The 26574-nt window shown below is 65.3% G+C and carries 26 protein-coding genes; 10 read left to right on the top strand and 16 right to left on the bottom strand.

Annotated elements, in window-relative coordinates; genetic code table 11:
• Nucleotide 1 precedes the first annotated feature (1 nt).
• Complete coding sequence (gene ggt, locus QF038_RS22015) at nt 2–1849, bottom strand: gamma-glutamyltransferase (RefSeq protein ID WP_307613325.1); 1848 nt, start codon at nt 1847–1849, stop codon at nt 2–4.
• A 214-nt stretch (nt 1850–2063) separates the two neighbouring features.
• Here ggt and QF038_RS22010 point away from each other — a divergent pair, with 214 nt between their 5' ends.
• A complete protein-coding gene (locus QF038_RS22010) occupies nt 2064–3389 on the top strand; it encodes an ATP-binding protein (protein WP_307613324.1) in 1326 nt (441 codons plus the stop codon).
• A 9-nt stretch (nt 3390–3398) separates the two neighbouring features.
• Entirely contained in the window at nt 3399–4658 is a 1260-nt protein-coding gene (locus tag QF038_RS22005; protein ID WP_307613323.1) for a low temperature requirement protein A, read from the top strand.
• On the opposite strand, the gene QF038_RS22000 is transcribed toward QF038_RS22005, so the two are convergent.
• The 3 genes from QF038_RS22000 to gluQRS form a co-directional block, all read right to left on the bottom strand.
• Nucleotides 4636–5289, bottom strand: a complete 654-nt coding sequence (locus tag QF038_RS22000; RefSeq protein WP_307613322.1) for an HD domain-containing protein — start codon at nt 5287–5289, stop codon at nt 4636–4638. The two genes, QF038_RS22005 and QF038_RS22000, sit on opposite strands and share 23 nt — an antisense overlap.
• Nucleotides 5290–5315: 26 nt before the next feature.
• A complete protein-coding gene (locus tag QF038_RS21995) occupies nt 5316–5531 on the bottom strand; it encodes an AsnC family protein (protein WP_142059774.1) in 216 nt (71 codons plus the stop codon).
• 67 nt (nt 5532–5598) lie between these two features.
• Nucleotides 5599–6498: a tRNA glutamyl-Q(34) synthetase GluQRS gene (gene gluQRS / locus QF038_RS21990; protein ID WP_307613321.1), complete on the bottom strand. Its 900-nt coding sequence runs from the start codon at nt 6496–6498 to the stop codon at nt 5599–5601.
• 353 nt (nt 6499–6851) lie between these two features.
• Between gluQRS and QF038_RS21985 the strand changes: the two genes are divergently transcribed.
• The 3 genes from QF038_RS21985 (at nt 6852) to QF038_RS21975 (ending at nt 9563) form a co-directional block, all read left to right on the top strand.
• Nucleotides 6852–7319 carry an Lrp/AsnC family transcriptional regulator gene (locus QF038_RS21985; protein ID WP_091419606.1) on the top strand — a complete coding sequence of 156 codons (468 nt, stop codon included), beginning with the start codon at nt 6852–6854 and terminating at the stop codon, nt 7317–7319.
• Nucleotides 7320–7398: 79 nt separating this feature from the next.
• On the top strand, nt 7399–8913 hold the full coding sequence (locus tag QF038_RS21980) for a WXG100 family type VII secretion target (RefSeq protein ID WP_307613320.1): 1515 nt from the start codon (nt 7399–7401) through the stop codon (nt 8911–8913).
• A complete protein-coding gene (locus tag QF038_RS21975) occupies nt 8910–9563 on the top strand; it encodes a hypothetical protein (RefSeq protein ID WP_307613319.1) in 654 nt (217 codons plus the stop codon). Before QF038_RS21980 ends, QF038_RS21975 begins: the two co-directional genes overlap by 4 nt.
• An 8-nt stretch (nt 9564–9571) precedes the next feature.
• Here the strand turns inward: QF038_RS21975 and QF038_RS21970 are convergent, their stop codons facing one another.
• Nucleotides 9572–10027: an Lrp/AsnC family transcriptional regulator gene (locus QF038_RS21970; protein WP_307613318.1), complete on the bottom strand. Its 456-nt coding sequence runs from the start codon at nt 10025–10027 to the stop codon at nt 9572–9574.
• A 105-nt stretch (nt 10028–10132) separates the two neighbouring features.
• Between QF038_RS21970 and QF038_RS21965 the strand changes: the two genes are divergently transcribed.
• On the top strand, nt 10133–10780 hold the full coding sequence (locus QF038_RS21965; RefSeq protein ID WP_307613317.1) for a LysE family translocator: 648 nt from the start codon (nt 10133–10135) through the stop codon (nt 10778–10780).
• Between the two features lie 5 nt (nt 10781–10785).
• Here the strand turns inward: QF038_RS21965 and QF038_RS21960 are convergent, their stop codons facing one another.
• On the bottom strand, nt 10786–11763 hold the full coding sequence (locus QF038_RS21960) for a hypothetical protein (RefSeq protein WP_307613316.1): 978 nt from the start codon (nt 11761–11763) through the stop codon (nt 10786–10788).
• Nucleotides 11764–11917: 154 nt separating this feature from the next.
• Between QF038_RS21960 and QF038_RS21955 the strand changes: the two genes are divergently transcribed.
• A complete protein-coding gene (locus tag QF038_RS21955; protein WP_307613314.1) occupies nt 11918–12124 on the top strand; it encodes a hypothetical protein in 207 nt (68 codons plus the stop codon).
• Between the two features lies 1 nt (nt 12125).
• Here QF038_RS21955 and QF038_RS21950 read toward each other — a convergent pair whose 3' ends face one another.
• The 5 genes from QF038_RS21950 to QF038_RS21930 all read right to left on the bottom strand — a co-directional run bounded on the left by QF038_RS21950 (nt 12126) and on the right by QF038_RS21930 (nt 16656).
• Nucleotides 12126–12500: a nuclear transport factor 2 family protein gene (locus QF038_RS21950; protein ID WP_307613313.1), complete on the bottom strand. Its 375-nt coding sequence runs from the start codon at nt 12498–12500 to the stop codon at nt 12126–12128.
• A gap of 40 nt (nt 12501–12540) precedes the next feature.
• Nucleotides 12541–13044, bottom strand: a complete 504-nt coding sequence (locus tag QF038_RS21945; RefSeq protein ID WP_307613312.1) for a DUF456 domain-containing protein — start codon at nt 13042–13044, stop codon at nt 12541–12543.
• A gap of 98 nt (nt 13045–13142) precedes the next feature.
• The gene (locus QF038_RS21940) at nt 13143–14342 is read right to left on the bottom strand and encodes an NADP-dependent malic enzyme (protein WP_307613311.1); all 1200 of its coding nucleotides are present in this window, start codon (nt 14340–14342) and stop codon (nt 13143–13145) included.
• Between the two features lie 281 nt (nt 14343–14623).
• A complete protein-coding gene (locus QF038_RS21935; RefSeq protein ID WP_307613310.1) occupies nt 14624–15232 on the bottom strand; it encodes a TetR/AcrR family transcriptional regulator in 609 nt (202 codons plus the stop codon).
• Between the two features lie 137 nt (nt 15233–15369).
• Nucleotides 15370–16656 carry an MFS transporter gene (locus QF038_RS21930; protein ID WP_307613309.1) on the bottom strand — a complete coding sequence of 429 codons (1287 nt, stop codon included), beginning with the start codon at nt 16654–16656 and terminating at the stop codon, nt 15370–15372.
• A 123-nt stretch (nt 16657–16779) separates the two neighbouring features.
• Between QF038_RS21930 and rraA the strand changes: the two genes are divergently transcribed.
• From rraA to QF038_RS21915, 3 genes are all read left to right on the top strand, one after another.
• Nucleotides 16780–17280, top strand: coding sequence for a ribonuclease E activity regulator RraA (gene rraA / locus QF038_RS21925; protein WP_307613308.1), 501 nt, complete (start codon nt 16780–16782; stop codon nt 17278–17280).
• Between the two features lie 97 nt (nt 17281–17377).
• On the top strand, nt 17378–19030 hold the full coding sequence (locus QF038_RS21920) for an MDR family MFS transporter (protein ID WP_307613306.1): 1653 nt from the start codon (nt 17378–17380) through the stop codon (nt 19028–19030).
• A gap of 305 nt (nt 19031–19335) precedes the next feature.
• A complete protein-coding gene (locus QF038_RS21915; RefSeq protein WP_307613305.1) occupies nt 19336–20775 on the top strand; it encodes a sugar porter family MFS transporter in 1440 nt (479 codons plus the stop codon).
• Nucleotides 20776–20865: 90 nt separating this feature from the next.
• On the opposite strand, the gene QF038_RS21910 is transcribed toward QF038_RS21915, so the two are convergent.
• The 5 genes from QF038_RS21910 to QF038_RS21890 form a co-directional block, all read right to left on the bottom strand.
• On the bottom strand, nt 20866–22089 hold the full coding sequence (locus QF038_RS21910) for an MFS transporter (RefSeq protein WP_307613304.1): 1224 nt from the start codon (nt 22087–22089) through the stop codon (nt 20866–20868).
• Nucleotides 22090–22118: 29 nt separating this feature from the next.
• Nucleotides 22119–22565 carry a MarR family winged helix-turn-helix transcriptional regulator gene (locus tag QF038_RS21905; RefSeq protein WP_307613303.1) on the bottom strand — a complete coding sequence of 149 codons (447 nt, stop codon included), beginning with the start codon at nt 22563–22565 and terminating at the stop codon, nt 22119–22121.
• Nucleotides 22566–22606: 41 nt separating this feature from the next.
• Entirely contained in the window at nt 22607–23131 is a 525-nt protein-coding gene (locus QF038_RS21900) for an N-acetyltransferase family protein (protein WP_373461666.1), read from the bottom strand.
• Nucleotides 23132–23291: 160 nt separating this feature from the next.
• A complete protein-coding gene (locus QF038_RS21895) occupies nt 23292–24455 on the bottom strand; it encodes a mannitol-1-phosphate 5-dehydrogenase (RefSeq protein ID WP_307613301.1) in 1164 nt (387 codons plus the stop codon).
• Nucleotides 24455–26533, bottom strand: a complete 2079-nt coding sequence (locus tag QF038_RS21890) for a PTS mannitol transporter subunit IICBA (protein WP_307613300.1) — start codon at nt 26531–26533, stop codon at nt 24455–24457. The genes QF038_RS21895 and QF038_RS21890 overlap by 1 nt, the downstream gene beginning before the upstream one ends.
• Between the last annotated feature and the right edge of the window lie 41 nt (nt 26534–26574).

The raw sequence follows: 26574 nt of genomic DNA, 5'->3' as shown, positions 1-26574 counted from the left end.
TTTAGTGCGATGGCTTCACCACCATCGCCGACCCTCCGCCGCGCCGGACGGGTTCGGCTACCGCCCTGACCTTGTTGTCATCGAGGAACTCGATGGCAGTGGCTGCGCCAATTTCGGCCGCAGAGGTGCCGGCTGCTCCTGCGGCAGCAAAGGTGTGCCCGTATCGAGAGCCAAGTTCCTGACCATACGGCGAATCGATAAACGCCTGCTCAGCCGTTACGTTGGCGGTGTTGCGCTGTGTAGCACGCGGGGCTGCCAGAGCCTTCTCAATACTCATGTCGAAGTCGATCCGGTTGACGAGTGTCTGCAGCACCGTGGTGATGATCGTCGAACCGCCTGGAGACCCAAGCGCCAGGAATGGCTCGTCATCCTTAAGCACGATGGTGGGCGACATCGAGGATCGGGGACGCTTACCGGGCTGGATCCGGTTGGGGTCGGTTTCGCTGAAGACGGTCGAGAAGTCGGTGAGCTCATTGTTTAGGATGAATCCACGGCCGGGGACCACAATCCCGGACCCGCCGGTCTGCTCGATGGTGAGCGTGTACTCCACCACGTTGCCCCACTTGTCGGACACGGTGAGGTTGGTGGTGTTGATGTTCTCGGTGTCCTTTTCGTCCGAAAGCGCAGCAGGCTCAACGTCGCAGGCGCCGTTGTAGTCGGCCACGTCACCTGCCGGCACCGGCTTCACTGCCGCCTTGAGCGGGTCGATTTCACAGGCCCGTTCCTTGCCGAACACCGGGTCCAGCAGTTCTTTGACTGGAACGTCCACAAAGGCGGGATCACCCAGGTACTTTGCCCGGTCGGCGAAGGCGAGGGCCGACGCTTCAAGGTAGTGGTGGAGTACCTTGGCCTTGTCATCTTTCAGTGCGGGCAGGTCGAACGTCTCAAGGATATTCAGTGCCTCGCCCACGGTTGTGCCGCCGCTGCTGGAGGGAGCCATTCCATAAACGTCGTAGCCGCGGTAGTTCACATGGGTCGGCTTCTGCTCCAGCGCGCGGTACTTCGCAAGATCCTTGGTGGTCATGGACCCGGCGGGCACGGGCAACTCCGTTTTGGCGGATTTTGGCGGGTTCTGCACTGCCTCCACGATGTCCTCCGCAAGCGGCCCTGTGTAGAAGGCATCTGTGCCCTTATTGGCCAGGAGTCGGTAGGTGTCCGCCAGGTCGCGGTTCTTCAGCACTGACCCGACCTCGGGCGCCTTACCCCCGGGGAGGTAAAGCTCGCTGGTTGAGGGAAAGGCTTCAAACCGCACTTTGTTTTCGTCGGTTTGAAGCTTGAACGTGGCATCAACCTTAAACCCATCCTCCGCCACATCGATGGCCGGCTCCAAAGTTTCCGCAAGGCTCATGCTCCCCCACCGTTTCAGCGCCCGTTCCCAGGTAGCGGGGGTGCCCGGAACGCCTACGGAGACCCCGCTGGTGACCAGTTCGGGGGTGAAGTTGTACGGTTTGCCGGTGACAGGATCGATGAAAGCATCCGTTGGCATCGCCGCCGGTGCAGTCTCGCGCCCGTCGATGGTGTGGACTTTCTTGCTCTTTGCGTCGTAATAGACGAAGTAGCCGCCCCCGCCGATACCGGCAGAGTACGGCTCGGTTACTCCCAGGGTGGCAGCCGCAGCGACTGCGGCGTCGATGGCGTTGCCGCCTTTGCGGAGGACTTCGATGGCCGCCGCAGAGGCGTCCTCGTCAACAGTGCTGACGGCGCCCCCGTAGCCGGTGGCGGTCGGCATTTTTTTGGTCTCATCGCTGGACCCGGAGTGGGCAGAAGCAGGACTTACTAACGCTCCGGTGGTTACGCTCATTGCCAGCGCAGCCGTTATTGCGGCTAACCGGCGTCCCAGAATTGGCATGATGGCTCCTGAACGGGTTTTGAGTGATGTCAGTCACGCTACTCCTCGGGCAGGGGACCCTCAACGGAATGAGCTACCCAACCGGGTACCCCAAAAGCGTCATGCAACCGCCCGGCAACGTCCCTGCGGGGGCGAATCGCATATGCTTCCTGTGCAGCTCAATCACCGCGGCGCGCGGCACGTGCGTTCAACGACGAACAGACCGGGAGACGGCATGACCAACTGGCGGATCAGGGACTTCCACTCATCAGACCTGGACGGGATCCTGCATCTTTGGGAAACCCTCAAGTCCCACAACGTGGAGCCGGTCTACGCCCTCTCCGAGGTCCTGGCATCCTGCGAAAAGGACCACGCCGTGGTGGCCGTGCAGGGCGACCAGGTGGTGGGTGCCGCCGTCGGACGCGCCGCCCACGACCAGGGTTGGATCGTCTTCCTCGCCACCCTGCCTGAATACCGTGGCCGCGGCATCGGCACCTCGCTGCTGGCCGCCGTCGAAAACCGCATGGCTCCGCACGGGCTGAATAAACTCTCGGCACTGATGCCCGAATCCGAAACCAGGGTGGAGGCATTCCTGGGCCGCGGCTTCGCACTCAAGAAGAACCTGCGCTACTTCGAACGCACCATCCCCGTCCAGCGCCAGGAACTCGGCGCGCTCGGCCAGCTCGGCGGCCGGGTCCTGGCCCGCGACCTCTGGGAAAACGTGGCCGGCATGCGCAAGGAAAAGGAACTGCTCGAACGCCGCCTGGTCCTGCCCCTCGCCGAGGCCGACCTCGCCGACGAATTCGGCGTGGTTCCGCCACGCGCCGTGGTCCTCTTCGGCCCGCCCGGCACCGGCAAAACCACGTTTGCCAAAGCAATCGCCTCCCGCCTGGAATGGCCCTTCGTCGAAGTCTTCCCCTCCCGGCTCGCCGCAGATCCGCAGGGCCTGGCGGGAGCGCTGCGCGAAACGTTCCTGGAAATCGCCGACCTGGAGCACGCCGTGGTGTTCATCGACGAGGTGGAAGAGATCGCCTCACAGCGCTCCGGCGAACCACCGTCGCCGCTGCAGGGCGTCACCAACGAACTCCTCAAGATCATCCCGGCCTTCCGCGAACAACCCGGCCGCCTGCTGGTCTGCGCCACCAACTTCATCCGCGCCCTGGACACCGCCTTCCTGCGCCACGGCCGCTTCGACTACGTCATCCCCATCGGCTTGCCCGACCGGCAGGCGCGCGAAGCCATGTGGCAGCGCTTCATCCCCGCCCCCGTGGTGGACGCGGTGGATGTGGAGCTGCTCGTGGAACGCACCGAGGGATTCTCCCCTGCGGACATTGAGTATGCGGCGAGGAGTGCTTCCCAGCGCGCGCTGGAAAACGTTGTTTACGGCAAAAACAGCGACGGCGGGCTGGCTTCCGGCGGGACGGTGTCCGTCCGGGAGGCGGTGCGGAAAGGGCCCTCCACGCAGGATTACCTCGATGCCATCGCCGAAACCCGGACCACCGTCAGCGCGGAAGTCCACCAGGACTTCCTCGAGGACATCGACGCCCTGGGCCGCGTGTAGCTTTTACTTATGTCCTCCAATCCCCTCCAGCACGCCATGGCGCGCATGGGCGGACGCGACCCGCACGAGAAACACCGGGCTGCCACACCGCTTGAGCTCTTTTTCGACCTGACCTTTGTGATCGCGTTTGGTGTGGCCGGCAGCCAGTTTGCCCACGAAATTGCGGAAGCGCACTTCATCCCGGGCCTGCTGGGGTTTTCCTTCGCGATGTTCGCCGTGATCTGGGCATGGATCAACTTCACCTGGTTCGCCAGCGCCTACGACACCGACGACTGGATCTTCCGGGTGGTCACCATGATCCAGATCGTGGGTGTCCTGATCCTCGCCATGGGCATTGAGCCGATGTTCCACTCATTGGTGGAGGGCAAGCACGTAAACAATGCGGTCATTGTGGGCGGCTACGTGATCATGCGGCTGGCGCTCGTGGCCCAGTGGCTGCGGGCAGCACGGCAGGACCCGGCCGGCCGCGACACCTGCCTCCGCTACGCCAAGTACCTCGTGGTGGTCCAGCTCGGCTGGATCGCGGTGCTGTTCATCGAGGCCGACGTTGCCACCACTCTCTTCATGATCATCCCCCTGATCGTGCTGGAGATGGCCACCCCTTATGCGGCAGAGCGCAAGACGCGGACCCCGTGGCACGCCCACCACATTGCCGAGCGGTACGGACTCCTGGCGATCATCGCGCTGGGTGAGTGCCTCATCGGTGCCATCGAAACGCTGCGGGCCATCGTGGCCAGCCATGGCTGGAGCGTGGACGCAGCGCTGGTGGGCTTCGGCGGAACGGCCCTGGCCTTCGGCATGTGGTGGATCTACTTCCTGCTGCCTGCCGGCCGCGCACTCCACCTGCGCCGGCACCGGTCCTTCCTCTTCGGCTACGGCCATATTCCGATCTTCGCCGCGATCGCTGCCACCGGCGCCGGGCTGCATGTGGCCGCCTATTACATCGACCACGAGGCGCACATCAGCGCAGCAGCGGCGGTGGCCGCCATTGCGGTTCCGGTGGCACTGTTCAAGGCCTCACTGACATGGCTGTACAGCGTCATGCTTGGTCCGGACCGGACCGTTATTACCGTAGCGGTGGGGGTGCTGCTTGCGCTGGCCGCTTCAGTGGGCCTGGCCGGGATGGGCGTCTCCGTCCCGGTGTGCCTGCTGGTGATTGTGCTGGCGCTTGGCGCGTCCATCGTCATCGATGAGCGCCGGGGTTCTGAACGGCTCCACCACGCCCTTGAGAAGCTGGAAGCGGAAACTACAGCTCCTCAGCAGTCCTAGCGTCAGGTCCGGCCGCACCAGCGGCGTCCGTTCCCTCGTAGGACAGGTTCTCGTAGTCGGTGGTGTCTTCCTCATCCAGCCGGTCGTCCAGCTCTTCCAGCAGCCACGGATTCACCCGGGCCAGGATCTTCCGGACTTCTTCCACCTCGACGGCGGCATACAACACCGGCCGGGCGTCACGGTACTTGGTGACCGGCGGCTTGTCCGGCCATTTCTCCGCCAGCGCCTGGACCCGTTCCGGCAGTGAGTTGTGGGCGTTGTCCGCGATCTTGACCAAGGCTGCGTCATGATTCTCGGCAATCTCGCGGATCCCGGACTGGTAGTCGTCCGGGTTCTCGTGCAGCCGGTTGGTGACGCGTTCGATAATTTCCACTGCCCGCTCGGACACACCCATGTCCAGCAGTGCCTGCCGTGTTATCGGCGTGTCCTCGGCGATATCGTGCAGGTACCCCGCGATCCTGATGTCGTCGTCGAAGTCCGCCAGGGCGTCGCCAACGGCGAGGACGTGATCCTTGTAGGGCCGCTTCAGCTTGTCCTTCTGCCGGTTGTGGGCCACTTCGGCCAGGACCTTGGCAGTCTCAACGGTGAATCTGGGCGCAGGACTCTGGTCCGGCATTTGCTCTTCTGACATGTCCCAAGCCTAGGCTGGCCCGGTGCCTACTGTTTGCCGTACTTGCGGTGGACTGCCTGTTTGCTGACACCCAGGCACAGCGCAATGGCCTCCCAGGACAGTCCCGCCTGCCGTGCGCCGCGGACGAGCGCCGACTCAGTGCGGCTGACTTCCTTCTGCAATTCCGCCACAGCGTGCAGTGCCTCCGCGGGCCCCATGCCGTCCATTGATCCCACCAGCGTTTTCATCCGCTCCACCTCCATGCCGTCAACATTAGTTGACGTGACTGTCAGCGTCAACAAAAGTTGACGTGGCGGGCTGAGGCTCCCATCAGCTAACACCCGCAGCACCGATGCCTGCCCACACCCAGGGCTCCCGAGGAAGGGCAGCCGGGCTGAAGGCGTCCAGCGCACGCTCCAGCCTCCCGGCCGGAAGCCCCAGCGACTCCAGGAGCCGATCCCGCACCGCATCGGAGGGAATCTCCGCCAAGGCAAGGTCACGCAGCGTGACCGCACCGTCCCGCTTTGCCAACCGGGCGCCGCCGGAATTCACCACCAGCGGAACATGCGCATATTCCGGTTCAGGAATATTGAGGAGTGAGGCGAGATATGCCTGCCTGGGGGTGGACGGGAGCAGGTCATCGCCGCGGACCACCTGGTCGATGCCCTGCTCGGCGTCGTCCACCACCACCGCCAGGTTGTACGCGGTGACGCCGTCGTTCCGGCGGAGCACAAAGTCATCCACCACCCCCGTATAGGCTCCATGGAGCACATCGTGAACGCTGTACTCCGCAACACCGGCCCTGAGCCGCACGGCAGCGGGCCGGGTGGAGCGCTTGAACTCCAGCTCGGCCGGGTCCAGGTTCCGGCAGGTCCCCGGGTAGGCACCCTGGGGGGCATGCGGCGCAGAAGGTGCCTCCTGGATTTCGCGCCGGGTGCAAAAGCATTCGTAGGTGAGGCCCGCGGCCTGGAGCCGGGAAATTGCGGCGGAGTAAAGGGGCCCCCGCGCAGTCTGGCGCACCACATCGCCGTCCCACGTCACGCCAATGGCCGCCAGGTCCCGCAACTGCTCCGCTTCCGCACCGGACCGTGCCCGGTCCAGGTCCTCCACGCGGAGCAGGAAGTTCCGGCAGGATGAGCGCGCAAACAGCCATGCGAGGATGGCCGTCCGAAGATTTCCTACGTGGAGTTCACCGGAGGGACTGGGGGCAAAACGGCCGGCAGAGGTCATGGATCCACCCTATGCGGGAGGCAGGCGGGGCTGGCTCCCGGCGTGCGCCAACAAACACAAGAGCCCCTCAGCTACCGATGACTTCGCAGGATCCGAACGTCGGTAACTCAGGGGCTCTTGCCGTGGTTGCTTCAATGACCATGGTGTGAACAAGCGTCAATCAGCGGCGGCCTCCTTGCGGGAAGCGGTGTGCAGTTGCCGGGTGGTGTACCGGAGAACCTGTAGCCTACGGGGAATCAGCGGTAGCTTTTGCCCTTGTTGCCACAATTTGAGCAGACACCCTACGGTTGGGGCAACCACCCGAACTTCGATTGATCAGTCTGACTAACCTTCGAGGTTCCCACCGACAGGAAATGATCAGATTGCAGGAACTGGATGCTACGGACAAGCGGATCCTGAATGCCCTGGACGAAGATCCCCGCGTTCCCATCATGGTGCTGGCACAGCGACTGGGCCTGGCGCGGGGCACGGTCCAGAGCAGGCTGGAGCGGATGACGGCCTCGGGAGCCCTGCGGCCCAACAGCAGCAGGGTGCTTCCGGCTGCCCTCGGAAGGGGCGTGGCAGCCGCGGTCAGCGCGGAGCTGGACCAGAGCCACCTCAACGAGGCCATCGCGGCGCTCCGGAAGATTCCCGAAGTCCTCGAATGCCATGCGCCGGCAGGCGACACCGACCTGCTGATCCGCGTGGTGGCCACCAGCCCGGATGACCTTTACCGGGTTTCCGAGGAAATCAGGCTGTGCCCCGGCATCGTCCGGACCTCCACCAGCATGTTCCTCCGCGAAGTCATCCCCTACCGGACCACCGGCTTGCTGGCGGACTAGCCACGGGCGGGGAGCCCTCCCCATCGCCACTTGAGCGGGCGGCGGTTAGGCTGGCACGGGAGTCCAAACGGGGGGAAACATGGCGGGGAATTTTTACGGCGCTGACGTGGCGCAGCTCCGGCAGCTGGCCAAGGACCTTGCCGGCGGCGCCAACCGGCTGAACGCCCTAAGCCAGCAGCTCGGCAGCAGCATCACCTCTACGGCGTGGAGAGGGCACGACGGCGACCGCTTCCGCAGCGAGTGGACCTCCGCCCACCAGAAGCTGCTCCGGTCCGCAACGGCAGGGCTGGAATCGGCATCGAAAGCGCTGCTGGCCAACGCCGACGAGCAGGAAAAGGCCAGCACCAGCGGCGGCTCCGGCAGTTCCGGCGGGGGGCCGGGCGGCAGTTCCAGCGGGGGGCTGGGCGGCAGTTCCGGCGGCGGCACCGGTACAGCCCAGGACCTGACAGACACGCTGAATGCCATGACGCCGGAGGAACGCCGCGAATACCTCCAGAGCGACGAATTCAAACAGTGGGCCCTGGCGAACCCGGACGCTGCCAAGGCTGCCATGGACGCTGCGGCAGATTCGGGCCTGATCACCACGAACTCCAAGGCATACAGGGACTTCCTCAGTTCCTACTGGAACCAGCTGGCCATGCTGGACATGGGCATTGACCTGCAGGACTGGGACACGTCAAAGGGCACCGAATACAACTGGGAAACCATCAAGAAGGTTTACGACTTCTACGGCCAGGCCTACCTTGCCAACCCGGATCTGCAGTGGGCCGGCATGGCGAACATGATTGGGCCGTCCTTCGCCGGCGGCTTCAGGGATATGGCCATGCTCCGGGACCTCGCCCAGCAGATCGCGGACAACCCCGCGTCGAACATTCCACTCCCCGTCCTGGACCAGATCGAGCAGCTTGCAGGGATGACGGACCAGGAAATCCGCTTCTACGAAACCAGCATGCTGGACATGAACAAGGAGATTTTCCTGGACCAGGCCCGCCAGCACCAGGCGTATATGGACGGGGGCCTGGACGAGATCAACAGGTTGCGTGACTCCGGCGCCATAGATCCCGGTACCGCGGAAGAGTGGGCAAAGATCGATACGGGCGACCCGGAACTTGTCCGGGAGGGCAACATAGCCCTGCTTCACCGGGAGCAGAACGAGATCATCGCCGACGACTACGACACCATGCGCAACCACCCGGGCGGCGAGGCCGTGACCTACATGGTGACACTGGCCGGCGAGCCCTCCATACCCGGTGCGAAGAGCTATGCGGAAGTGTTCCCCTTCACCTTCAGCGTGGAAAGTCCGGGGCCGGAAAACGTGCCCTTCACCAACTGGGACAACCCCACGCAGTTCCGCACCGATTTCACCACGGGCTTTCCCGCCGGCAACATCTCCGATGCGGACCAGCGCTGGGCACTCATCCAGCAGGACACCCTGCCGGCTTACCAAGACCTGCTGGCCACCGATCCTGACCGCGCGCAGCAAATTATTGCCTCGGATTTTGATGACAGGGTGGAACAGTACCGGCCCACCAACAACATCCCCGGCATCATGGACCGCTTCCTGGACGGCTTCGACGCGGAGGTCCACCAGTGACCCCATCCCTGGACAGTGCAACCGGCCGCGTCAGGCGGCAGGCCGCCGTCGTCCTCCTTACCCTCGCCGCAGGCTGCGCCTTGGCTGGATGCCAGAACAGTACGCCGGCCACCGAACCAACCACTCAAGGGAGCACCGTGAACACCTCCGAATACTCCACTCTGGACGCGGCCGGCGTGGCGGCGATCCGCGACTCAAAAACCGCCAAGCTGGACATGACGTCGGGACGGCTCAGCAAGGAAGCGGTCCGGGTGACGCAGGACAGCTACGGGCCCGAAATCAACACCCGGGACTCGGGCAAAATCAGCCTGACCATCACCGCCCCAACGGGAGAGATCAGCGGCGAGACGGACCGCATCCGCTTCAACACCACGGACAAACGCAGCGATTTCACCGAAGTCACATACTTCCTCACGGCGGACACGCCCGAAGAGTACTTCGAGCTCATTCGGGACGGCGTTAACCGGTACGGCATCTCAGCGGACTCGGCCGAGGACTGGATCAGCAGCACCCAGGCGGACCCGGCCTCCAAAAGCGACTTCTCCATCACCTCCGGCAGGTCAACAGGGCTTGATGTCAACTACGACCTGCGGTACGACGGCGGCAAGGACACCCAGGTGATCATCGTCCACGTCCGGCCGGTCAGCTAGGCAACGCCCTACACCGGCGGGCCGGCGTTGGACTTCAGGTTCTTCATCACCAGGGTGGACGTCAACCGTTCCACGCCGGGCAGCGACGTGAGCTGGGCGTCGTAGAAGCGCTGGTAGGCGGGCAGGTCTTCCGCGATGACCTTCAGCAGGTAGTCCGGTGAGCCAAAGAGCCGCTGAGCCTCCACCACGTTCGGATTCTCCGCCACCCGGTTTTCGAAGACCTCCATGGTGGCCCGGTCCACCTGGCGCAGGGTGACAAACACGATTGCCTCGAAGCCCAGCCCCACGGCGGAGGGATCTATGTCCGCCCGGTAGCCGCGGATCACACCCGATTGCTCCAGGTCGCGCAGCCGCCGGTGGCACGGTGCCACCGTCAAACCCACCTTCGCCGCGAGCGCGGTGGCGGTCATCCGGCCATCGTCCTTCAGGTGACGCAAGATATTTCTGTCAATATGGTCAATCACGCAAGAACCTTACCGCGGGGCCCTACTGTGCAGCGAAAAAGGAGAGCACTTCTGCGCTGAAACTATCTAGGGTTTGTCCTGACGCACCACGTGGCAGGAGAAAGAATGAATCCCGAGCTGTTTTTGGCCTTTGTGCTGGTGGCCGCCGCCCTGGCGTGCACACCCGGCGTGGACTGGGCGTACTCTATTGCGGCCGGGCTCAGGCAGCGGAGTTTTGTGCCGGCGGTGGCAGGGCTCTGCGGCGGCTATATCCTGCACACGGTGCTGCTGGTGGCGGGCCTGGCTGCCCTGCTCACGGGGCTGCCCGGGGTCCTGGGCTGGATCACCCTGGCTGGCGCGGCCTACCTGGTGTGGCTCGGTATCACCACGCTTCGTTCCTGGCGCGGGGCCAGCTTTACGGCGGGCGCCGGGCGCGGAGGCAGCGACGGCACCAGCCCGCTCCGGACGTTCCTCCAAGGTATGGGAACCAGCGGGATCAACCCCAAGGGCCTGCTCTTCTACGTGGCGCTGGTCCCCCAGTTCGTGAGCGCCGATGCCTCACTTCCCGTGCCGGTGCAGTCGGGCCTGCTGGGGATGACGTTTGTGCTGCTGGCGGGGCTTGTTTACACGGCCGTTGCCCTGCTGTCCCGCACGCTGCTGCAAAGCCGCCCGGGAGCGGCCCGCCTGGTGACCCTCGCCAGCGGCGTGATCATGGTGCTGCTGGGCGCGGTACTGCTCGGCGAGCAGCTGCTGCCGGCCTTCGCCGCGGCGTAGGGGCCTTACTCGTCGCTGAGCTTCTTCCAGTCCTGTTCCCAGATCCGCCGCATCTCCTCGTCCTTGCGGATGGGCACGGGCGCGGCGATCTCCTTCTGCGGGACTGGGTCCTCGCGGCGCCGTCCCCAGTCGCGGGGGTTGAGCGAGCGCCTGCTGGAGTCCAGCACCAGCAGTGCCCGGTCCGTGAGGGCGTCATTGCGCAGGGTCAGGTGTGTCTTGCGCCGGCGCAGAACCTCGGCAAGCGCCTGGTGCGCAGCCTCGAACCGGCCCTCCCGCCGCAGGGCCCGCGCCCGCACCAGCAGCAGCGCGGCGGACAGATCGTCGGCGTTGAGCAGGCCTTCGGTCCAGTCAATGACGGTCCGGCTACGGCCCAGGGTCAGCGCCAGCGAGCAGCGCGCCAAAGCCATGGGGAGCGACGGCGGCAGCCCGGCCAGGGCGTCCACCGCGGCCTCCGTACGTCCCGTCTCGCGGAACGAGTGTGCGAGCGCCAGGAACACTGACTCCTCACTGAACAGGACGGGGATCTCCACGCGCTCTGCGAGTTCGATCCGGGTGACGATCCTGGTGAGGTACGTGGACGAGTAGCGGTTCGCTTCGTCGTCGTTCCTGGTGGTGAGCCCGCGCTGCAGCAGTTCCGAGGCACGCAGGTAGCCGCCGTGCTTGTACACGAGCAGCCCGGACATGAGGTAGCAGAGTCCGGCCCAGCCGGGGTAGGAGCGGGCCAGGGTGATGAGGCGCTCAGGCTCGCGGCTGGTGAAGACGGCCTCGTGCACGGCCTTGGCAGGCTTGGGCAGCATCCGCTTGAGCCGCGGAATCTCCCCATCCACGGTGAGCAGCGCCGGGTGGCGTCCGCCGAGGACGCCGGTGAGCAGGCCGCCTACTCCCCCGGCAAGGTCGTGGACTGGTGTGCGCAACTGGGGCTCGCCGAACGGCGTGAGGTCGCGGCTGTCCCAGTAGATCGGTGCAGGGTCCCCGGCAGTCATCTTTCCATGCTAACCGCGACGTCCGCCTGGACGGGCAGCTCCGCCAACTCCCGCGGAAACAGGCTCACTGGCACAGGCCCCTTGTCCCGGCGGCCGTTTTCCGGAAGGGTGGTAAGCACCCTTAGTAGTTCCGCCATCAGCAAAGGAGAACGTCATGCAGATCGACAAGTCCCAGATCCTCGAGCTCCTCCGGAAACAGGGAAACAACGACAAGGCCACACAAGCGGAGTCGGAACTGCCGGACCGGGTGGACACCGACCAGCACGCAGACCTGCTGTCCAAGCTGGGAATCAGCCCGGCCGAGCTGCTGGCAAAACTTCCTGGCGGTCTCGGGGACAAGCTCGGAGGCCTGGGCCTCTGACTCAGCCCCGCTCCATGAACCATTCCGTGAAGGCTGAGGCGCGGCCACCCGGGTCCAGCCTGATGACCCAGAGGTTGTCGTACGTGGGCCGGCCACCCGAATAGGTAGTGACACCCTGGACAAAGGCGGTATCACCGTCGGTGCCCAGCAGCTCCCAGCTGAACTCCCAGTCGTCCGGTTCATCCCGGGCGGCGAGCCAGGCCTCAACGATGCCGTCCTGCCCCTTCCAGGCGTGCGGATCATTAGGCCGTGTTTCGTACACAGCGTCTTCCGTGAAGAGGGCGCGGATGTCCTCTGGCCGGTTGGTGGTCCACGCCGCCTGGTACTTGTCCATCCAGGCCTGTACGTGTTCGCGTGCTGAAGTAGGCTCTGTCATGCAGCCGTTCTACGCCCTGCACATCCGCGCCGCAAGCATTTCAGCCGTTGGCGGCCGCAACCCATACGCCTATCACCCAGGTGCTGGCCGCCAGGCAGGCCAGGCCGAACTCGGCGAGCATGCCCAAACCCGTGGCCTTCAGGGCGGCCCAACTGGAGGTCGCCGCGCGTCCCAGATTCCGGGTCCGGAGGAGTTCGCCGAGCAGGAGGCCGGCGGCGAAGCCAACGAACAATCCCACCACGGGGATGATGAACATTCCCACCACACCGGCTACCAGCGCGGCAGCGATGCTCCGGCTGGGAATGGCGTGTTCCTTCAGCTTCCGGCCCGTGAGCACGGCACTGGCAGCCATTCCTGCCACCACAAACACCATGGCAACGGCGAACACCACCCAGCCTGCCGTGCCGGCACCGCCCCAGATGGCCCAGGCGAGGAGGCTGGCGCCGATCAGGATGCTGCCCGGGAGCACGGGGATGACAGTGCCGGCCACGCCGACCAGAATTGCAAGGCCGCACAGGATGGTCACCGTGGTTTCGGAGTTCATGGATCCCAGTCTATGGTTCGCACCCCTTTAACCCCGACGGCGGCGCCTCCCGCGCAGGGGAGGCACCGCCGTCGTACATTCCGTTAGGGGAATGTGCGCTACTTTGCTTCCACCGCGGCGGCAACGGCTGCCGTGACAGCGGGGGCGACCCTCGGATCGAGCGGGCTGGGCACGATGTAGTCCGCGGAAAGGTCTTCCGCGGCAAGGTCGGCGATGGCGTAAGCCGCGGCGAGCTTCATGGCCGGGGTGATGCGGCGGGCACCGGCGTCCAGGGCGCCGCGGAAGATGCCCGGGAAGGCCAGCACGTTGTTGATCTGGTTGGGGAAGTCGCTGCGGCCGGTGGCCACCACGGCGGCGTACTTCACGGCGACCTCGGGCAGGACCTCGGGGTCCGGGTTGGAGAGCGCGAAGACGATGGCGTCCTGGTTCATCAGGGCGAGGTGCTCTTCGGCCAGCTTGGAGGAGGAGACTCCGATGAAGACGTCGGCTCCGGCGAGGGCCTCGGCCGGTCCGCCTTCCACTCCGCGGGGGTTGCTGCGGCCGGCGATGTCAGCCTTCTTGCTGGCCGGGTCCGCGGCGAGGTCCTTGCGGCCGGAGTTGATGATCCCGCGGGAGTCCAGCAGGACCACATCGGTGATGCCGGCGGCCAGCAGGATTTCCGCGACGGCAATTCCAGCCGCGCCTGCGCCGGAGACCACCACGCGCAGGCTGTCCAGTTCGCGGCCGGTCACCTTGGCGGCGTTGGTCAGCGCGGCGAGGGCAACCACGGCGGTACCGTGCTGGTCATCGTGCATCACCGGGCAGTCCAGGGCCTCGATGAGCTTTTCCTCCAGCTCGAAGCAGCGGGGTGCGGAGATGTCCTCGAGGTTGACGGCGCCGAAGCTGGGGCGCAGGCGGACCAGGGTCTCCACGATTTCGTCCACGTCGGTGGTGTTGAGGACCAGCGGAATGGAATCGAGGTCACCGAAGGTCTTGAACAGGGCGGACTTGCCCTCCATCACGGGCAGCGAGGCGCTGGCGCCGATGTTGCCCAGGCCCAGGACGGCGGTGCCGTCGCTGACCACTACCACCAGGCGCTCGGCCCAGGTGAGGGTGCGGGCCAGTTCCGGCTTGGCGTGGATGGCACGGCTGACCTCGGCCACCCCGGGAGTGTAGGCGATGGACAGGTCGCGCTTGTTGGACAGCGGGACCGTGCTGGCGATGGAGAGCTTGCCGCCCTGGTGTGCGTCGAAGATCTCGGCTTCGGTCAGCGCGGTGGCTGCGGAGTTGTCAATGGCTGCAATTGCGTCAATGGACACGTCGTTGTCTCCTGGTGCTCGCCGTGGTCACACGGCACATGGGGCTCAGGCCCGAATGGACCTGAGGCATTGGAAGAGGTGCGGCGGATTACCCAGGGGTGGCGGGTCCGTGGGAGCGTCGGGGATGCTCCCTGCTGCTCCGTTCCCCATGGTAGACAGCGGAAAAGGTCACCCGGGGGCGATTTGACGGAAGCTGGTTATGCTAAAACGTTTCTTCACGGCCCTTTGTGACCCACGCCACGGCAATAAGCCCGATTTAATGGGCAATTGGTCTAGACCTGTTACGCGCTTTGGTGGAGTGTGTAGCTGCCCTCGGCGGCCGGAGCGAGCCGTGCACAGGCCTTTTTGAGGTCTTCTTCGGCTTCAAAGAGGGACAGCCGGCGGTTCCGGACGGACTGGACCAGACCAGTGACTGTCAGCAGGAGCACCCGGGCCACAATGGCGTCGCCGCAGGCTGTGGCCACCACTTTTTCGCCCAGCGCGTCGATCTCGCGCAGCAGGGTGGTGGTGTCCCGGTCCGGAAGATACACGCCGCGGCTCAGGCACTGCTCCACGGCCGGCTGCATCACCCGCATGTGGAAGATCTCCATCACCAGGCCGCCCAGCGCGCGCCCACGGAACCTGGCTGCAGTGGCACGCCCTGCAGCCTGCAGCTCGCCGAGCTGGTGCCGGTAGAGCGCGAGCATCAGGTGCGTTGGGGTGGGGAAGTAGCGGTAGACCGTACCCAGGGGAACGTCGGCCTTGGCCGCCACCTCAGCCAGGTCCACAGAGTCCAGGCCCTTGCGGGCAAAACTGCCGGCCGCTTCAAGCATGCGTGAATAGCGCAGCCGCTGGCGCGGGGCAGAGGGCATGGCGGCCATGGGCGGATGGTCTGGAAGAGTCTCAGGCATCTGTATTCCGGGTTGTGTTTTGACGGGCAGCAGCCAGGAGCGTCCCCCATCCCGGACCGCCTGCGATCCGGCTCAACTATACGGCACAGCCATGTGGCGTATTTAGTCAGGCGGCTTACTTCCGGTGGCCCGGCAGGTCAGCGGACACCCTTGATCATCACCACGAAAACAGCCCCGAGCAGGCCGATGACCGCCGCAGCGAGGAACAGTGAGCGGTAGCCGCCCCAGGAGGTAACAGCAGCCAAAGCCAGTGCGGGCGCCACCACTTGGGGCAGGGAGTTGGCCACATTGATGATGCCCATATCCTTTCCCCGGTCCAGCGCCACGGGCAGGACCTGCGTCAGCAGCGCGTAGTCCACCGCGACGTAGGCCCCGAAGCCGACGCCCAATACGGCAGCGCCGGCCAAGGCCCCGGGCCAGACAGGAAAGAAGGCCAGGATCAGGCCGGCCAAGGCAATGATGGCGGAAGACCCGATCACAAACGGCTTTCGGCGGCCCACCCGGTCGCTCCAGGGGCCCGCCACCACGGCAGTAATCATCACCATCAGCGCGTAAATGCCGGTGAGGACCAGCACTCCGGCCGCGGGGTCCTCATGCTTCAGGACGTCGCGCAGGAAAAAGAGCAGGTAGACGATGGTGAGCTGGTTGCCCACATTGACCAGGAAACGGGTCAGCCCGGCCCAGGCAAAATCCGGGTACAGCCGGGGGCTGATCCAAAACCCCCGGAGGAAAGCAACCAGCGGGAACCGGGGCAGGGCACCCTTGCGCAGCACAGGATCATCGCGGTGTATCAGATATGGGATGACGGAAAGCAGCAGGGCGGCGGCGCACAGCCAGTAGCCCACCATGAAGTTGCCGGACACCACGGCTCCAAACACGGCGCCCGTGAGGATACCCAGCGTCTGGCCCATGGCGGCGAGCCCGCCTACCTTGCCGCGCTGGAGCACCGGCACCCGGTCCGGAACCGCGGCAGTGATGGCTGCGTAGGCCGCGTTCGCCCCGAGCTGGACCACGCACCAGAAGGCCACCATGAGAGCCACCGTAGTGGCGCCTGACATTGCCAGAAGCGCGATGGCAGCCAGCACCGCACCGGCCAGCACCCAGGGCGCCCGGCGGCCGAAACCGGACGTGGTGCGGTCCGAAAGCGCTCCGAACAGCGGATTCGCCACCAGTGAGACTGCCGCGCCGCAGGCGGTGGCAAGGGAAAGAACCGCTTCCTTGCTGGGCTCGTCGATACTGATGGCCTGCTGGCCAATAAAGATGTTGATGGGGCCGAAAAAGGCGCAGTTGATCCCCACGTTGACCAGGACGAGTCCGGTGACCCAGCGGGGCTTGACCATGCGTGTGGGCTCGGCGAATGCCGCAGGCGGACCGTCCGGTCCGGTGCCGTGGTCAGGGGGAGCTGGAGTATTGGACAGGCTCATGGCGTTTTCCCCCATACGGCTGGTTGGCTAGGGAATCAGACTATCGTGGGCGTAACCCTGCCGCCGGGGTTTTGATAGCGGGCGGAAGACATTAACTACGGCCGGAGCATCAAGGAGAACCACATGAGCACAGCGTCCACCCCCGGAACGGCCGGTACCGCGGTCAACACCGCAGACCTGTACGACGAACGCGGGGACGAGCTGGCCTCGGTGTCCTTGCAGTTCCAGTCACTGGGCGGCCGCTCGCACTTCAGCGGTACGGTAAGGACCATCCGCTGCTTCCAGGACAACGCCCTGGTGAAGTCCACCTTGGCCACCCCGGGCAACGGCAATGTGCTGGTGGTGGACGGCGGCGGCTCGCTGGGCACGGCGCTGATGGGGGACATGATCGCTGAGAGTGCCGTGGCCAACGGCTGGGCCGGCGTCGTGATTAATGGAGCCATCCGGGACCGCGAGGCGATTGCGGCCCTGGATCTGGGCGTCAAAGCCCTGGGCAGCAACCCCCGCAAGAGCGCGAAAGCCGGGGCGGGCGAGGTTGATGTCGACGTGGAGATTGACGGCGTGACCATCCGTTCGGGTGCCGCCATCTGGTGCGATCCGGACGGGATCCTCGTGGAGCGCTAAGGCCCACGAAAACAACTTCCGGTTCCAGGGAATAGGTCCCGGCGTAAGATAGTTACTGAAAGCAACTATCAAAGCGAAATTCTTCCCTGGAGCACCTATGTCCCAACCCCCTGCCGCGCGCGCCGCCGGAGAAACCCTCACGCAGCGCCAAATCGTCACCGTAATGGTGGGCCTGATGCTGGGCATGTTCCTGGCCTCGCTGGACCAGACCATTGTGTCCACGTCCATCTACACCATCGCCAACGACCTGGACGGGCTCTCGCTCCAGGCCTGGGCCACCACGGCGTACCTCATCACGTCCACTGTAAGCACCCCGCTGTACGGCAAGCTGAGCGACATCTTCGGCCGCCGCCCGCTGTACCTGGCAGCCATCATCATCTTCCTGGCAGGCTCCCTGTATGCCGGCTCGGTCCACTCCATGACCGAACTCGCCATTGCCCGCGGCGTCCAAGGCCTGGGCGCCGGCGGCCTGCTTGCACTCGCACTGACCATCATCGGTGACATTGTGTCCCTGAAGGACCGGGCCAAGTACCAGGGCTACTTCATGTCCGTCTTCGGCATCTCCTCGGTGCTTGGCCCGGTAGTGGGCGGCGCGTTCGCCGGTTCGGCCAACATCCTGGGCTTTGACGGCTGGCGCTGGGTGTTCTTTATCAACCTGCCCATCGGCTTGGCAGCACTGGCGGTGGTGTTCCTGTTCCTGCACCTGCCGGCCAAGCACGTGAAGCAGAAAATCGACTACTGGGGCGCGGCCGCCATCACCCTGGCCATCGTGCCGCTCCTGCTGGTGGCCGAGCAGGGCCGTACCTGGGGCTGGGCTTCCCTGAACTCGTTCCTGTGCTACGGCCTGGGCGTGGTGGGCATCGCCTGGTTCCTGCTCGCCGAGAAGCGCGCCGGCGACTACGCCCTGATCCCGCTGCGGCTCTTCCGGAACGCCACCTTCGGCCTGTCGTCGCTGCTGAACTTCATCATCGGTATCGGCATGTTCGGTGCCATCGCCATGGTCCCGATGTACCTGCAGCTGGTCAAGGGCCTCACTCCCACCGAGGCCGGCCTGATGATGATCACGTTCACGGTGGGCATCCTCACCGGCTCCATCACCGCCGGGCGCACCATTTCATCCTCCGGCACCTACCGGATCTTCCCCGTCATGGGCACGGCCATCCTCACCGCCGCCGCCGCCGTGATGGGACTGTCCCTGGGCGTGGACACGGGCCTGTGGGTTCCCGGCGTGATCGCAGTGTTCTTCGGCATGGGACTGGGCTTCTGCATGCAGCCGCTCACCCTGGCCATGCAGGTATCCGTGCCGCGCCGCGACATGGGTGTGGGCACGTCCTCGGCGGCGTTCTTCCGCTCCATGGGCGGCGCCGTGGGCACCGCCGTGTTCATCTCCATGCTCTTCAGTTTGGCGGCCAGCCGGATCGCGGACAGCATGAAGTCGGCCATGGCCAGCGCGGACTACCAGGCCGTCTTGCGGGACCCCGCCGTGGCAGCCGATCCCGCCAATGCCAAGCTCTACGAGTTCTTCCAGAACGGAGCGTCCAACGACTCCCTCAACGACACCAGCTGGCTCCACACCGCCAACAGCACCTTGACCCGCCCCATCACGGAGGGCTTCGCCTACGCGATCGACGCCGTGATGCTCACGGCAGCCGTGCTGACTGGAATCGCCTTCCTCATCAGCTTCGCGCTGCCGAACAAGAAGCTCTCGGACCCGAAGGTTGCCCCGCAGGAGCCGGCCGCAGTGCACTAGCTTCTCATCCATATGCCCGCTCACTTGGGGCCGCTTCCGCAGAAACCCTACTGCCTTTGCGCAGGAGGGTTTCTGCGTTCCTGCCCCAGGTGCGCCCTGCCTATGGAGCGAGGACGACGGCGGCCCGGCCCGCCGTCGTCCTCGCTCCTTGGGTGGTTGCGGGACACTCAACTGGAACCCTGCTGACTGGAAGAGTTCGCGGTGGCGTGGAACACTGTACAGCGCGAGTGCGCCGGCCAGGTGGCCGGTTCGGCAGCCGACGACGTCCGCACCGCATCCACCCAACCCCAGACCAAGGGAGAACCATGCCCACTGCCCAGGAGCAGACAACCGCCCAGATACCGCGGCGGGTGATCTGGCTGGCGCTTGCAGGCGCGGTGGGCGGATTCCTGTTCGGCTTCGACTCGTCCGTGGTCAACGGCGCCGTGGATGCCATGAAGGATGAGTTCGCGCTGTCCGAGGCCGTGACGGGCTTTGCCGTGGCCATAGCCCTGCTGGGTTGCGCAGCCGGCGCCTACCTGGCTGGAAAGGTAGCCGACCGGTATGGCCGCATCCCCGCCATGAAGCTGGGAGCGCTGCTGTTCCTGGTCAGCGCCATCGGCACCGGCTTTGCCTTCAGCGTCTGGGACCTGATCTTCTGGCGCCTGGTGGGCGGGCTGGGCATTGGCCTGGCCTCGGTGATCGCGCCCGCCTACATCTCGGAGATCTCGCCCCGCAAGGTCCGCGGCCGCCTGGCCTCTCTGCAGCAGCTCGCCATCACCACAGGCATCTTCGCCGCGCTGCTCTCCGACGCGCTGTTCGCCACCACCGCCGGCGGCGCCGACCAGTCCTTCTGGCTGGGGATCGAGGCCTGGCGCTGGATGTTCCTGGCCGCCGCAGTGCCCGCCGTGGTGTACGGCTGGGTTGCCTACACCCTGCCCGAATCCCCGCGGTTCCTGGTGTTCCTGGGCAAGGAGGACGAGGCGCGGACGGTGTTTGATTCGATCGCCCCGGCGGAGGACACCGACCGGCACATCCGGGAGATCCGAGAAGCCATTGAGGAGGACAAGCTCGCCGGCCAGAAGGGCTCACTGCGCGGCAAGGCGTTCGGCCTGCAGGCAGTGGTCTGGGTGGGCATCATCCTGTCCGTCCTGCAGCAGTTCGTGGGCATCAACGTGATCTTCTACTACTCCACCACCCTGTGGAAGGCGGTGGGCTTCCAGGAAAAGGACTCGCTCGCCATCTCGGTGGCCACCTCCATCACGAACATCCTGGTCACCCTAGTGGCGATCGCCCTGGTGGACCGGATCGGCCGTCGGCCCATCCTGCTGGCAGGCTCAGTAGGCATGGCCGTGTCCTTGGGCGCCATGGCGCTGGCGTTTTCCTCGGCAGTGGGTTCCGGCGAGAACATCTCCCTGCCGGGCGCCTGGGGCCCGGTGGCCCTGGTTGCCGCCAACGTTTTTGTGGTCAGCTTTGGCGCGTCCTGGGGCCCGCTGGTGTGGGTGCTGCTGGGCGAGATCTTCCCGTCACGGATCCGCGCCCGGGCACTGGGCCTGGCCGCGGCCGCGCAGTGGGTGGCAAACTTTGCCATCACCCTGAGCTTCCCGGTGATGGCTGCCGGTTCGCTGCCGCTCACGTACGCCATGTATGCACTGTTCGCGGCGGCGTCGTTCTTCTTTGTGATGTTCAAGGTGCCGGAGACCAACGGGATGTCACTGGAGCAGGCGGAGACGCTGTTCGTGGCAAAGGGCTCCAAAAAGGCCTAGCAACGCCCCATCACCTTCCGCCGCTAAACAGCAAACCCTCCATCACATGGCGTGACGGAGGGTTTCGCTGTTTTACGGGGCGGGTAGCGGTTAGACGACGTGCGGCTCGTGCGCTGCCAGGTACTTCCGGCCGGTGAGGGCAACACCAATGGCCACCACCATGGCCACTGCGCCGGCTAAGAACGGGACCTGCGGACCGAAGTGCTCACCCAGCTGGGCTGCGGCGAAGGGAGCCAGGGCACCGCCCATCCAGCGCACGAAGTTGTAGCCGGAGGACGCCACCGGGCGGGGCGAATCGGAAACACCCATGGCCAGCTCGGTGTAAATCGTGTTGTTGATGCCCAGCAGGGCCCCGGAGAGCACTACCAGGACGACGACGGCAGGCACCGAGTGCCCGGCGGCCAGTCCCAGCCCAACAAGGGTGAGCATCAGGGCCAGGAGGGTTCCGGCCAGGACCTTGGTGGCCCCGAAGCGGTTCTGCAGCACGGGCGCCACGAACACGGAAAAGACGGCCACGGCCACACCCCAGCCGAAAAACACCCCGCCGATCCCGTAGGCGTCCATGCCCAGGATGAACGGTGTGAACGCGAGGATGGTGAAGAAGCCGTAGTTGTAGAACAGACCGCTGAAGGCGGTGGCGCGCAGTCCCTTATGACCCAGTGCCAGCAGGGGATCGCGCAGGCGGACTTTCCGCTCGGGCAGCGGAGTCCTGGGGAGCAGCACCATCAGGGCCACAAAGGCGGCAGCCATCAGGGCCGCAGTGCCGAAGAACGGCGCGCGCCACTGCCAGCCGCCCAGCAGGGCCCCCAGGAGCGGGCCCAGCGAAATGCCAAGTCCCAGCGCGGCCTCGTAGAGGATGATCGCCGTACCGGCCCCGCCGCTGGCCACGCCGACGATCACGGCCAGTGCCGTGGCAACAAACAGGGCGTTGCCCAGCCCCCAGCCGGCCCGGAAGCCCACCAGCTCCCCCACACTGCCGGACAGGCCGGAGAGTGAGGAAAACACCACGATGACGGCGAGCCCGATCAGCAGGGTCTTCTTGCCGCCGATGCGGGAGGAAACGAAGCCCGTAATCAGCATTGCCACGGCTGTCACCAGGAAGTAGCTGGTGAAGAGCAAGGACACCTCGCTGGGGCTGGCATCAAGGTTGGTGGCGATGGCGGGCAGGATGGGGTCCACCAGTCCGATGCCCATAAACGCAAAAACGGCGGCCAGGGCTGTGGCCCATACCGCCTTTGGTTTCCTGAGGAATGAGGCCTTTTCGGCCTTCAGGGTTGCTTCTGCTGCCGGCAGTGTGTCTGCTGGGGCGTTCATGAAGGTTTGCTCCTAAAGGGATGCGTGCGTCATTGCTGCAGTGACGCGTTGATTTTTCCGATGACGGGTAGGGCGGCCGCCAGGGCCTGCCGGTCCTGCTCGGTCAGGGAGCTGAGGATGCCGGCCATGACGGCATTGCGGCGGGCATTGGCGGAGTCGACGGCGGCGCGGCCCTCCGCGGTGAGCACCACCCGGACGGCACGCGAGTCGTCCGGGTCGGGTTCGCGCCGGGCAAGTCCTGCCCGCTCCAGCTTGATGATCTGCTCGGTGGCGCTGGGCACGCGGACGCCAAGGTTCCGTGCGATCTCCCCCACCCGCACGGCGTCGTCCAGCAGCATCTTCAGGGTGCTGAGCTGGGCTGCGCTGAGTTGACCTTCGGCATCGAGCCTGCGCACCAGGTACACGCTGTGGCGGAGGGCCTCGCGGAAGTCTCCGGCAAGCGCGTGCAGCTCCTCATCATCGGTTTTTTTATTCATCGTTAGGCAGCCTAACAGTTAGGCTGCCTAAGGGGCAAGGCTCAGAGTGTCAGCTTCATGCCTTCGTGGCTGGCTTCGAAACCGAGCCGCTCGTAGAACCGGTGTGCGGCAAGGCGCGTTTTGTGCGTGGTCAGCTGCATCAGCGCACAGCCGCGGCGGCGGGACTCATCGATGGCCCACTGCACCATCACGTTGCCGATGCCATTGCCGCGGAGGCTGTCCGCCACCCGCACCGCCTCAATCTGCGAGCGCCAGGCTCCCCGCCGCGAAATGCCGGGCAGGAAGCTGAGCTGGAAAGTCGCAACAACAGCCGTTTCCCCTCCTCCGCCTGGGAGCAGCTCCCCCACGATGAGCAAGTGGGAGGGGTCGGCGTCGATCGCCTCGAAGGCGTGTTCGTAGGGTGCCAGGTCCTCGGTACGTTCGCGCCCGGAGCCCAAGGAATCGTCCGCGAGCAGGCTCACGATGGCCGGCAGGTCGGAGGGCGAGGCGTGGCGCAGGCGGAAGGTCCGGCCGTCGACGTCGACCGTCAGGAGAAAGGGCAAGGCAGCTTGGCTATTGGTCACCAGCCCAGCCTTGCACAGGAGTGAGCGGGCGTCGGTGAAAAAGGCGGCCACAAGTGAGCGGGGGTCGGGGAGGAAGGGGCCGCATTCGGGGCTAAGTGGGAGAGAGCACACAGAACGACGCCGGCACCCAGGAGAGTGCCGGCGTCGTGATTGGGGACTGTGGTCAGGCAGGTGTGCGGGTCATCTCCGCCTGGCGTTCCTCCACCAGCGTGGCCACGGCGTTGAACAGCGGGTGCTCCGGCTCCAGGCCCGTAATTTTGGCCGTGGCGTCGGCGGGGTTGCCGGCTGCCAGGATGTCAGCCAGTTCGGTTGCCTCGGTGTCGGCGGGGTCGTTGAAGCGCAGGGCTGCCGCGATGGCGCCAAGCAGCGCCTCCGGAACCACACCCCGTTCGGCGAGTTCGGCGGCCGGGCCGATGAACCGCTCGTGCCGGCTCAGCTTCCGCAGTGGTGCGCGGCCCACCCGGTTCACCGTGTCCGGCAGGTACGGGTTGGAGAACCGGACCAGGATCTTCTGGACGTAGGCCTCCTGCTCGTCGTTGCTGAAGCCGTGCTTGCTGACCAGGAGCTGCTTGGTCTCCTCCAGCACGGCCCGCACGTCCTCGGCAACGTCCTGGTCCGCCATGGCATCAGAAATTTTCTCCAGGCCCGCTTCGAACCCAAGGTAGGCGGCAGAGGCGTGGCCCGTGTTCACCGTAAACAGCTTCCGCTCAATGTATGGCGAGAGCTCATCCACAAACGTGGCCCCCGGAATTACCGGCGCGGAATCACCGAAGGCTGTGCGGTCAATGACCCATTCATAGAAGGTTTCAACAGTGACGTCGAGGCCCTGGCCGGCTTCCTGGTTGGGCACGATCCGGTCCACCGCCGTGTTCGCGAAAACTGCCTTCCCGTCCAGCGTGCCTGCTGCGGCCCCCGGCTGGGAGGCCACATCCTTGGCCAGGATGTCCGTAGCGTTGATCGCGTTCTCGCAGGCCATCACCTGCAGCGGTGCCAGGCCGGGAGCCCTGGAAACGATGCCCTTGGCGATCACCGGAGCCACAAACTTGAGGATGTGCGGCCCCACGGCGGTGGTGACGATATCCGCCGTCGCGATTTCCTCGACGAGCTCAGCTTCCTGGGTGGTGGAGTTCAACGCCCGGAAGTTGTCCACGGTCCGCACGGCCGGGTTTTCGCCCACCTCGTGCACGGCGTAGCTGTCCGCCGCCGAGAGCTGGTTGATCAGCTCCTCGGCGACGTCGGCGAACACCAGCTCATAGCCGGCGTCGTGCAGGAGCAGGCCCACAAAGCCGCGCCCGATGTTTCCGGCCCCGAAATGTACTGCCTTCACTATGCGTTGACCTTTCCGAAGAGTTCCAGGATCTCGTCCTCGGACGTTGCCGCCTCCAGCCGGGCCACCTGCTCCTTGTTGGTGAAGACCTTCGCGATGGAGGACAGGATGTGCAGGTGCTCGTTGTTGATGCCGGCAACGCCCACCACGAACTTGACCTGCTTGCCGTTCCAGTCGATGCCTTGCGGGTAGCGGATCACGGACACCGCGGACTTGCGGATGTGGTCCTTGGCGGCGTTGGTTCCGTGCGGGATGGCCAGGAAGCTGCCCATGTAGGTGGATACGGACTGTTCGCGCTCGTGCATGGCCCGGACGTAGTCCTCATCCACGGCGCCGCGGGCCAGCAGGAGCCGGCCGGCTTCGTCGATGGCGGCGTCACGGGTAGTGGCCGAACCGTTGAGCACCACGCTCTCCCGGGCCAGGATCTCGCCCGTGCCCGCCCCTGAGGCTTCGGTTTCGGAACTTCCGACGGCGGTACCCGCGGCTGCTGCTCCGGCCGCAGGACCCCTTGCAGATCCTGAGGCTGACGCTCCGCCGGGGGTCCCCGCACCGGCGTCGGGGCCCTCGGTTGCCGTGCTGCCCTCGGTGTTGCTATCCCGGACCAGCTCAACGATTTCGTCATACCGGGGGCTGTTCATGAAGTTGTCCACGGAATAGTGGACTGCACTGGACGTTGCCGGCTTTGCCCGTTCGGTGAGGTCCTGGTGGGTGACCACAACGTCGTAGGTGTCGCTGAGGTTGGCGATGGAGGCATTGGTGACCTTGACCTCCGGGAACCCGGCAGCCTTGATCTTGTTCCGCAGCACGGAGGCGCCCATGGCACTGGAGCCCATACCGGCGTCGCACGCGAACACGATGTTGCGCACCGGGCCGGCGAGGACGCCCACTCCGCCTGCCCCGGCAGCTGCGCCGGTACCGGTGAGGGTGGAAGCCACAGAGCTCTTCTTGCCCTTCATCTGCTCCATGCGGGAGGTGGCGTCGTTCAAGTCGACCTCATCGCTGTGCTTGGTGGTCTTCAGGATGACCGAGGCAACCAGGAAGGAGACCGCCGTGGCCAGGAGCACCGCCAGGACCACCCCGACGTAGCTGTCACGTGAGGTCTGGGCGAGGACGGCGATAATGGATCCCGGAGCGGACGGCGCCACCAGGCCGGAATTGGTGATGGCCAGGGTGGCGATGCCCGTCATGCCGCCGGCAATGGTGGCCAGGATCAGCAGCGGGCGCATGAGGACATACGGGAAGTAGATCTCGTGGATGCCGCCCAGGAAATGGATGATGGCCGCACCGGGTGCGGAGGCCTTGGCCGCCCCTTTTCCGAAGAACATGTAGGCGAGCAGAAGTCCAAGTCCCGGGCCGGGGTTGGCTTCGAGCAGGAACAGGATGGACTTGCCCTGGTCCAGCGACTGCTGGATGCCCAGCGGAGTGAGCACGCCGTGGTTGATGGCGTTGTTCAGGAACAACACCTTGGCAGGCTCAATGAAAATGCTCGTCAGTGGCAGCAGGCCGTTGTTGACCAGGAACTGCACCACGTTGCCGGCGCCGGTACTGAAGGCGGTAACCAGCGGCGAGATGCCGTAGAAGCCCAGCATGGCCAATAAAGCACCCCAGATGCCCGCGGAGAAGTTGTTAACGAGCATTTCGAAGCCGGGGCGGATTTTGCCGTCCCAGAGGGAGTCGAGCTTCTTCATGGTCCAGCCGCCCAGCGGGCCCATGATCATGGCACCGATGAACATGGGGATGCCGGCACCCACGATCACACCCATGGTGCCGATCGCGCCCACCACGCCGCCACGGACGTCATAGACCATCCGGCCGCCGGTGTAGGCGATCAGGAGTGGCAGCAGGTATTTGATCATGGGGTCAACAAGGCCAAGGTTCTTTACACCCGCGGCGTTGGTGCCGAAGCCGCCCAGTTCGGGGACGGGGATCCAGCCCTTTTCGATGAAGAGGGCGGTAATCAGGCCCCAGGCAATAAAGGCGCCGATGTTGGGCATGATCATTCCGGACAGGAAAGTCCCGAACTTTTGGACGTGCACGCGCGCGCTGGTGCGGGGTTTTGCAACTGTCTCTGTTGCCATGTGATTTCCTAACCGTCATTCCTGCGGCTGCGCAGGATGGT

This window comes from Pseudarthrobacter sp. W1I19 (assembly GCF_030817835.1).
In the GTDB taxonomy this organism is placed as follows: Bacteria; Actinomycetota; Actinomycetes; order Actinomycetales; family Micrococcaceae; genus Arthrobacter.
Note: the sequence above shows the minus strand (reverse complement) of the source record. Positions and strands in the feature narration are given on the sequence as shown.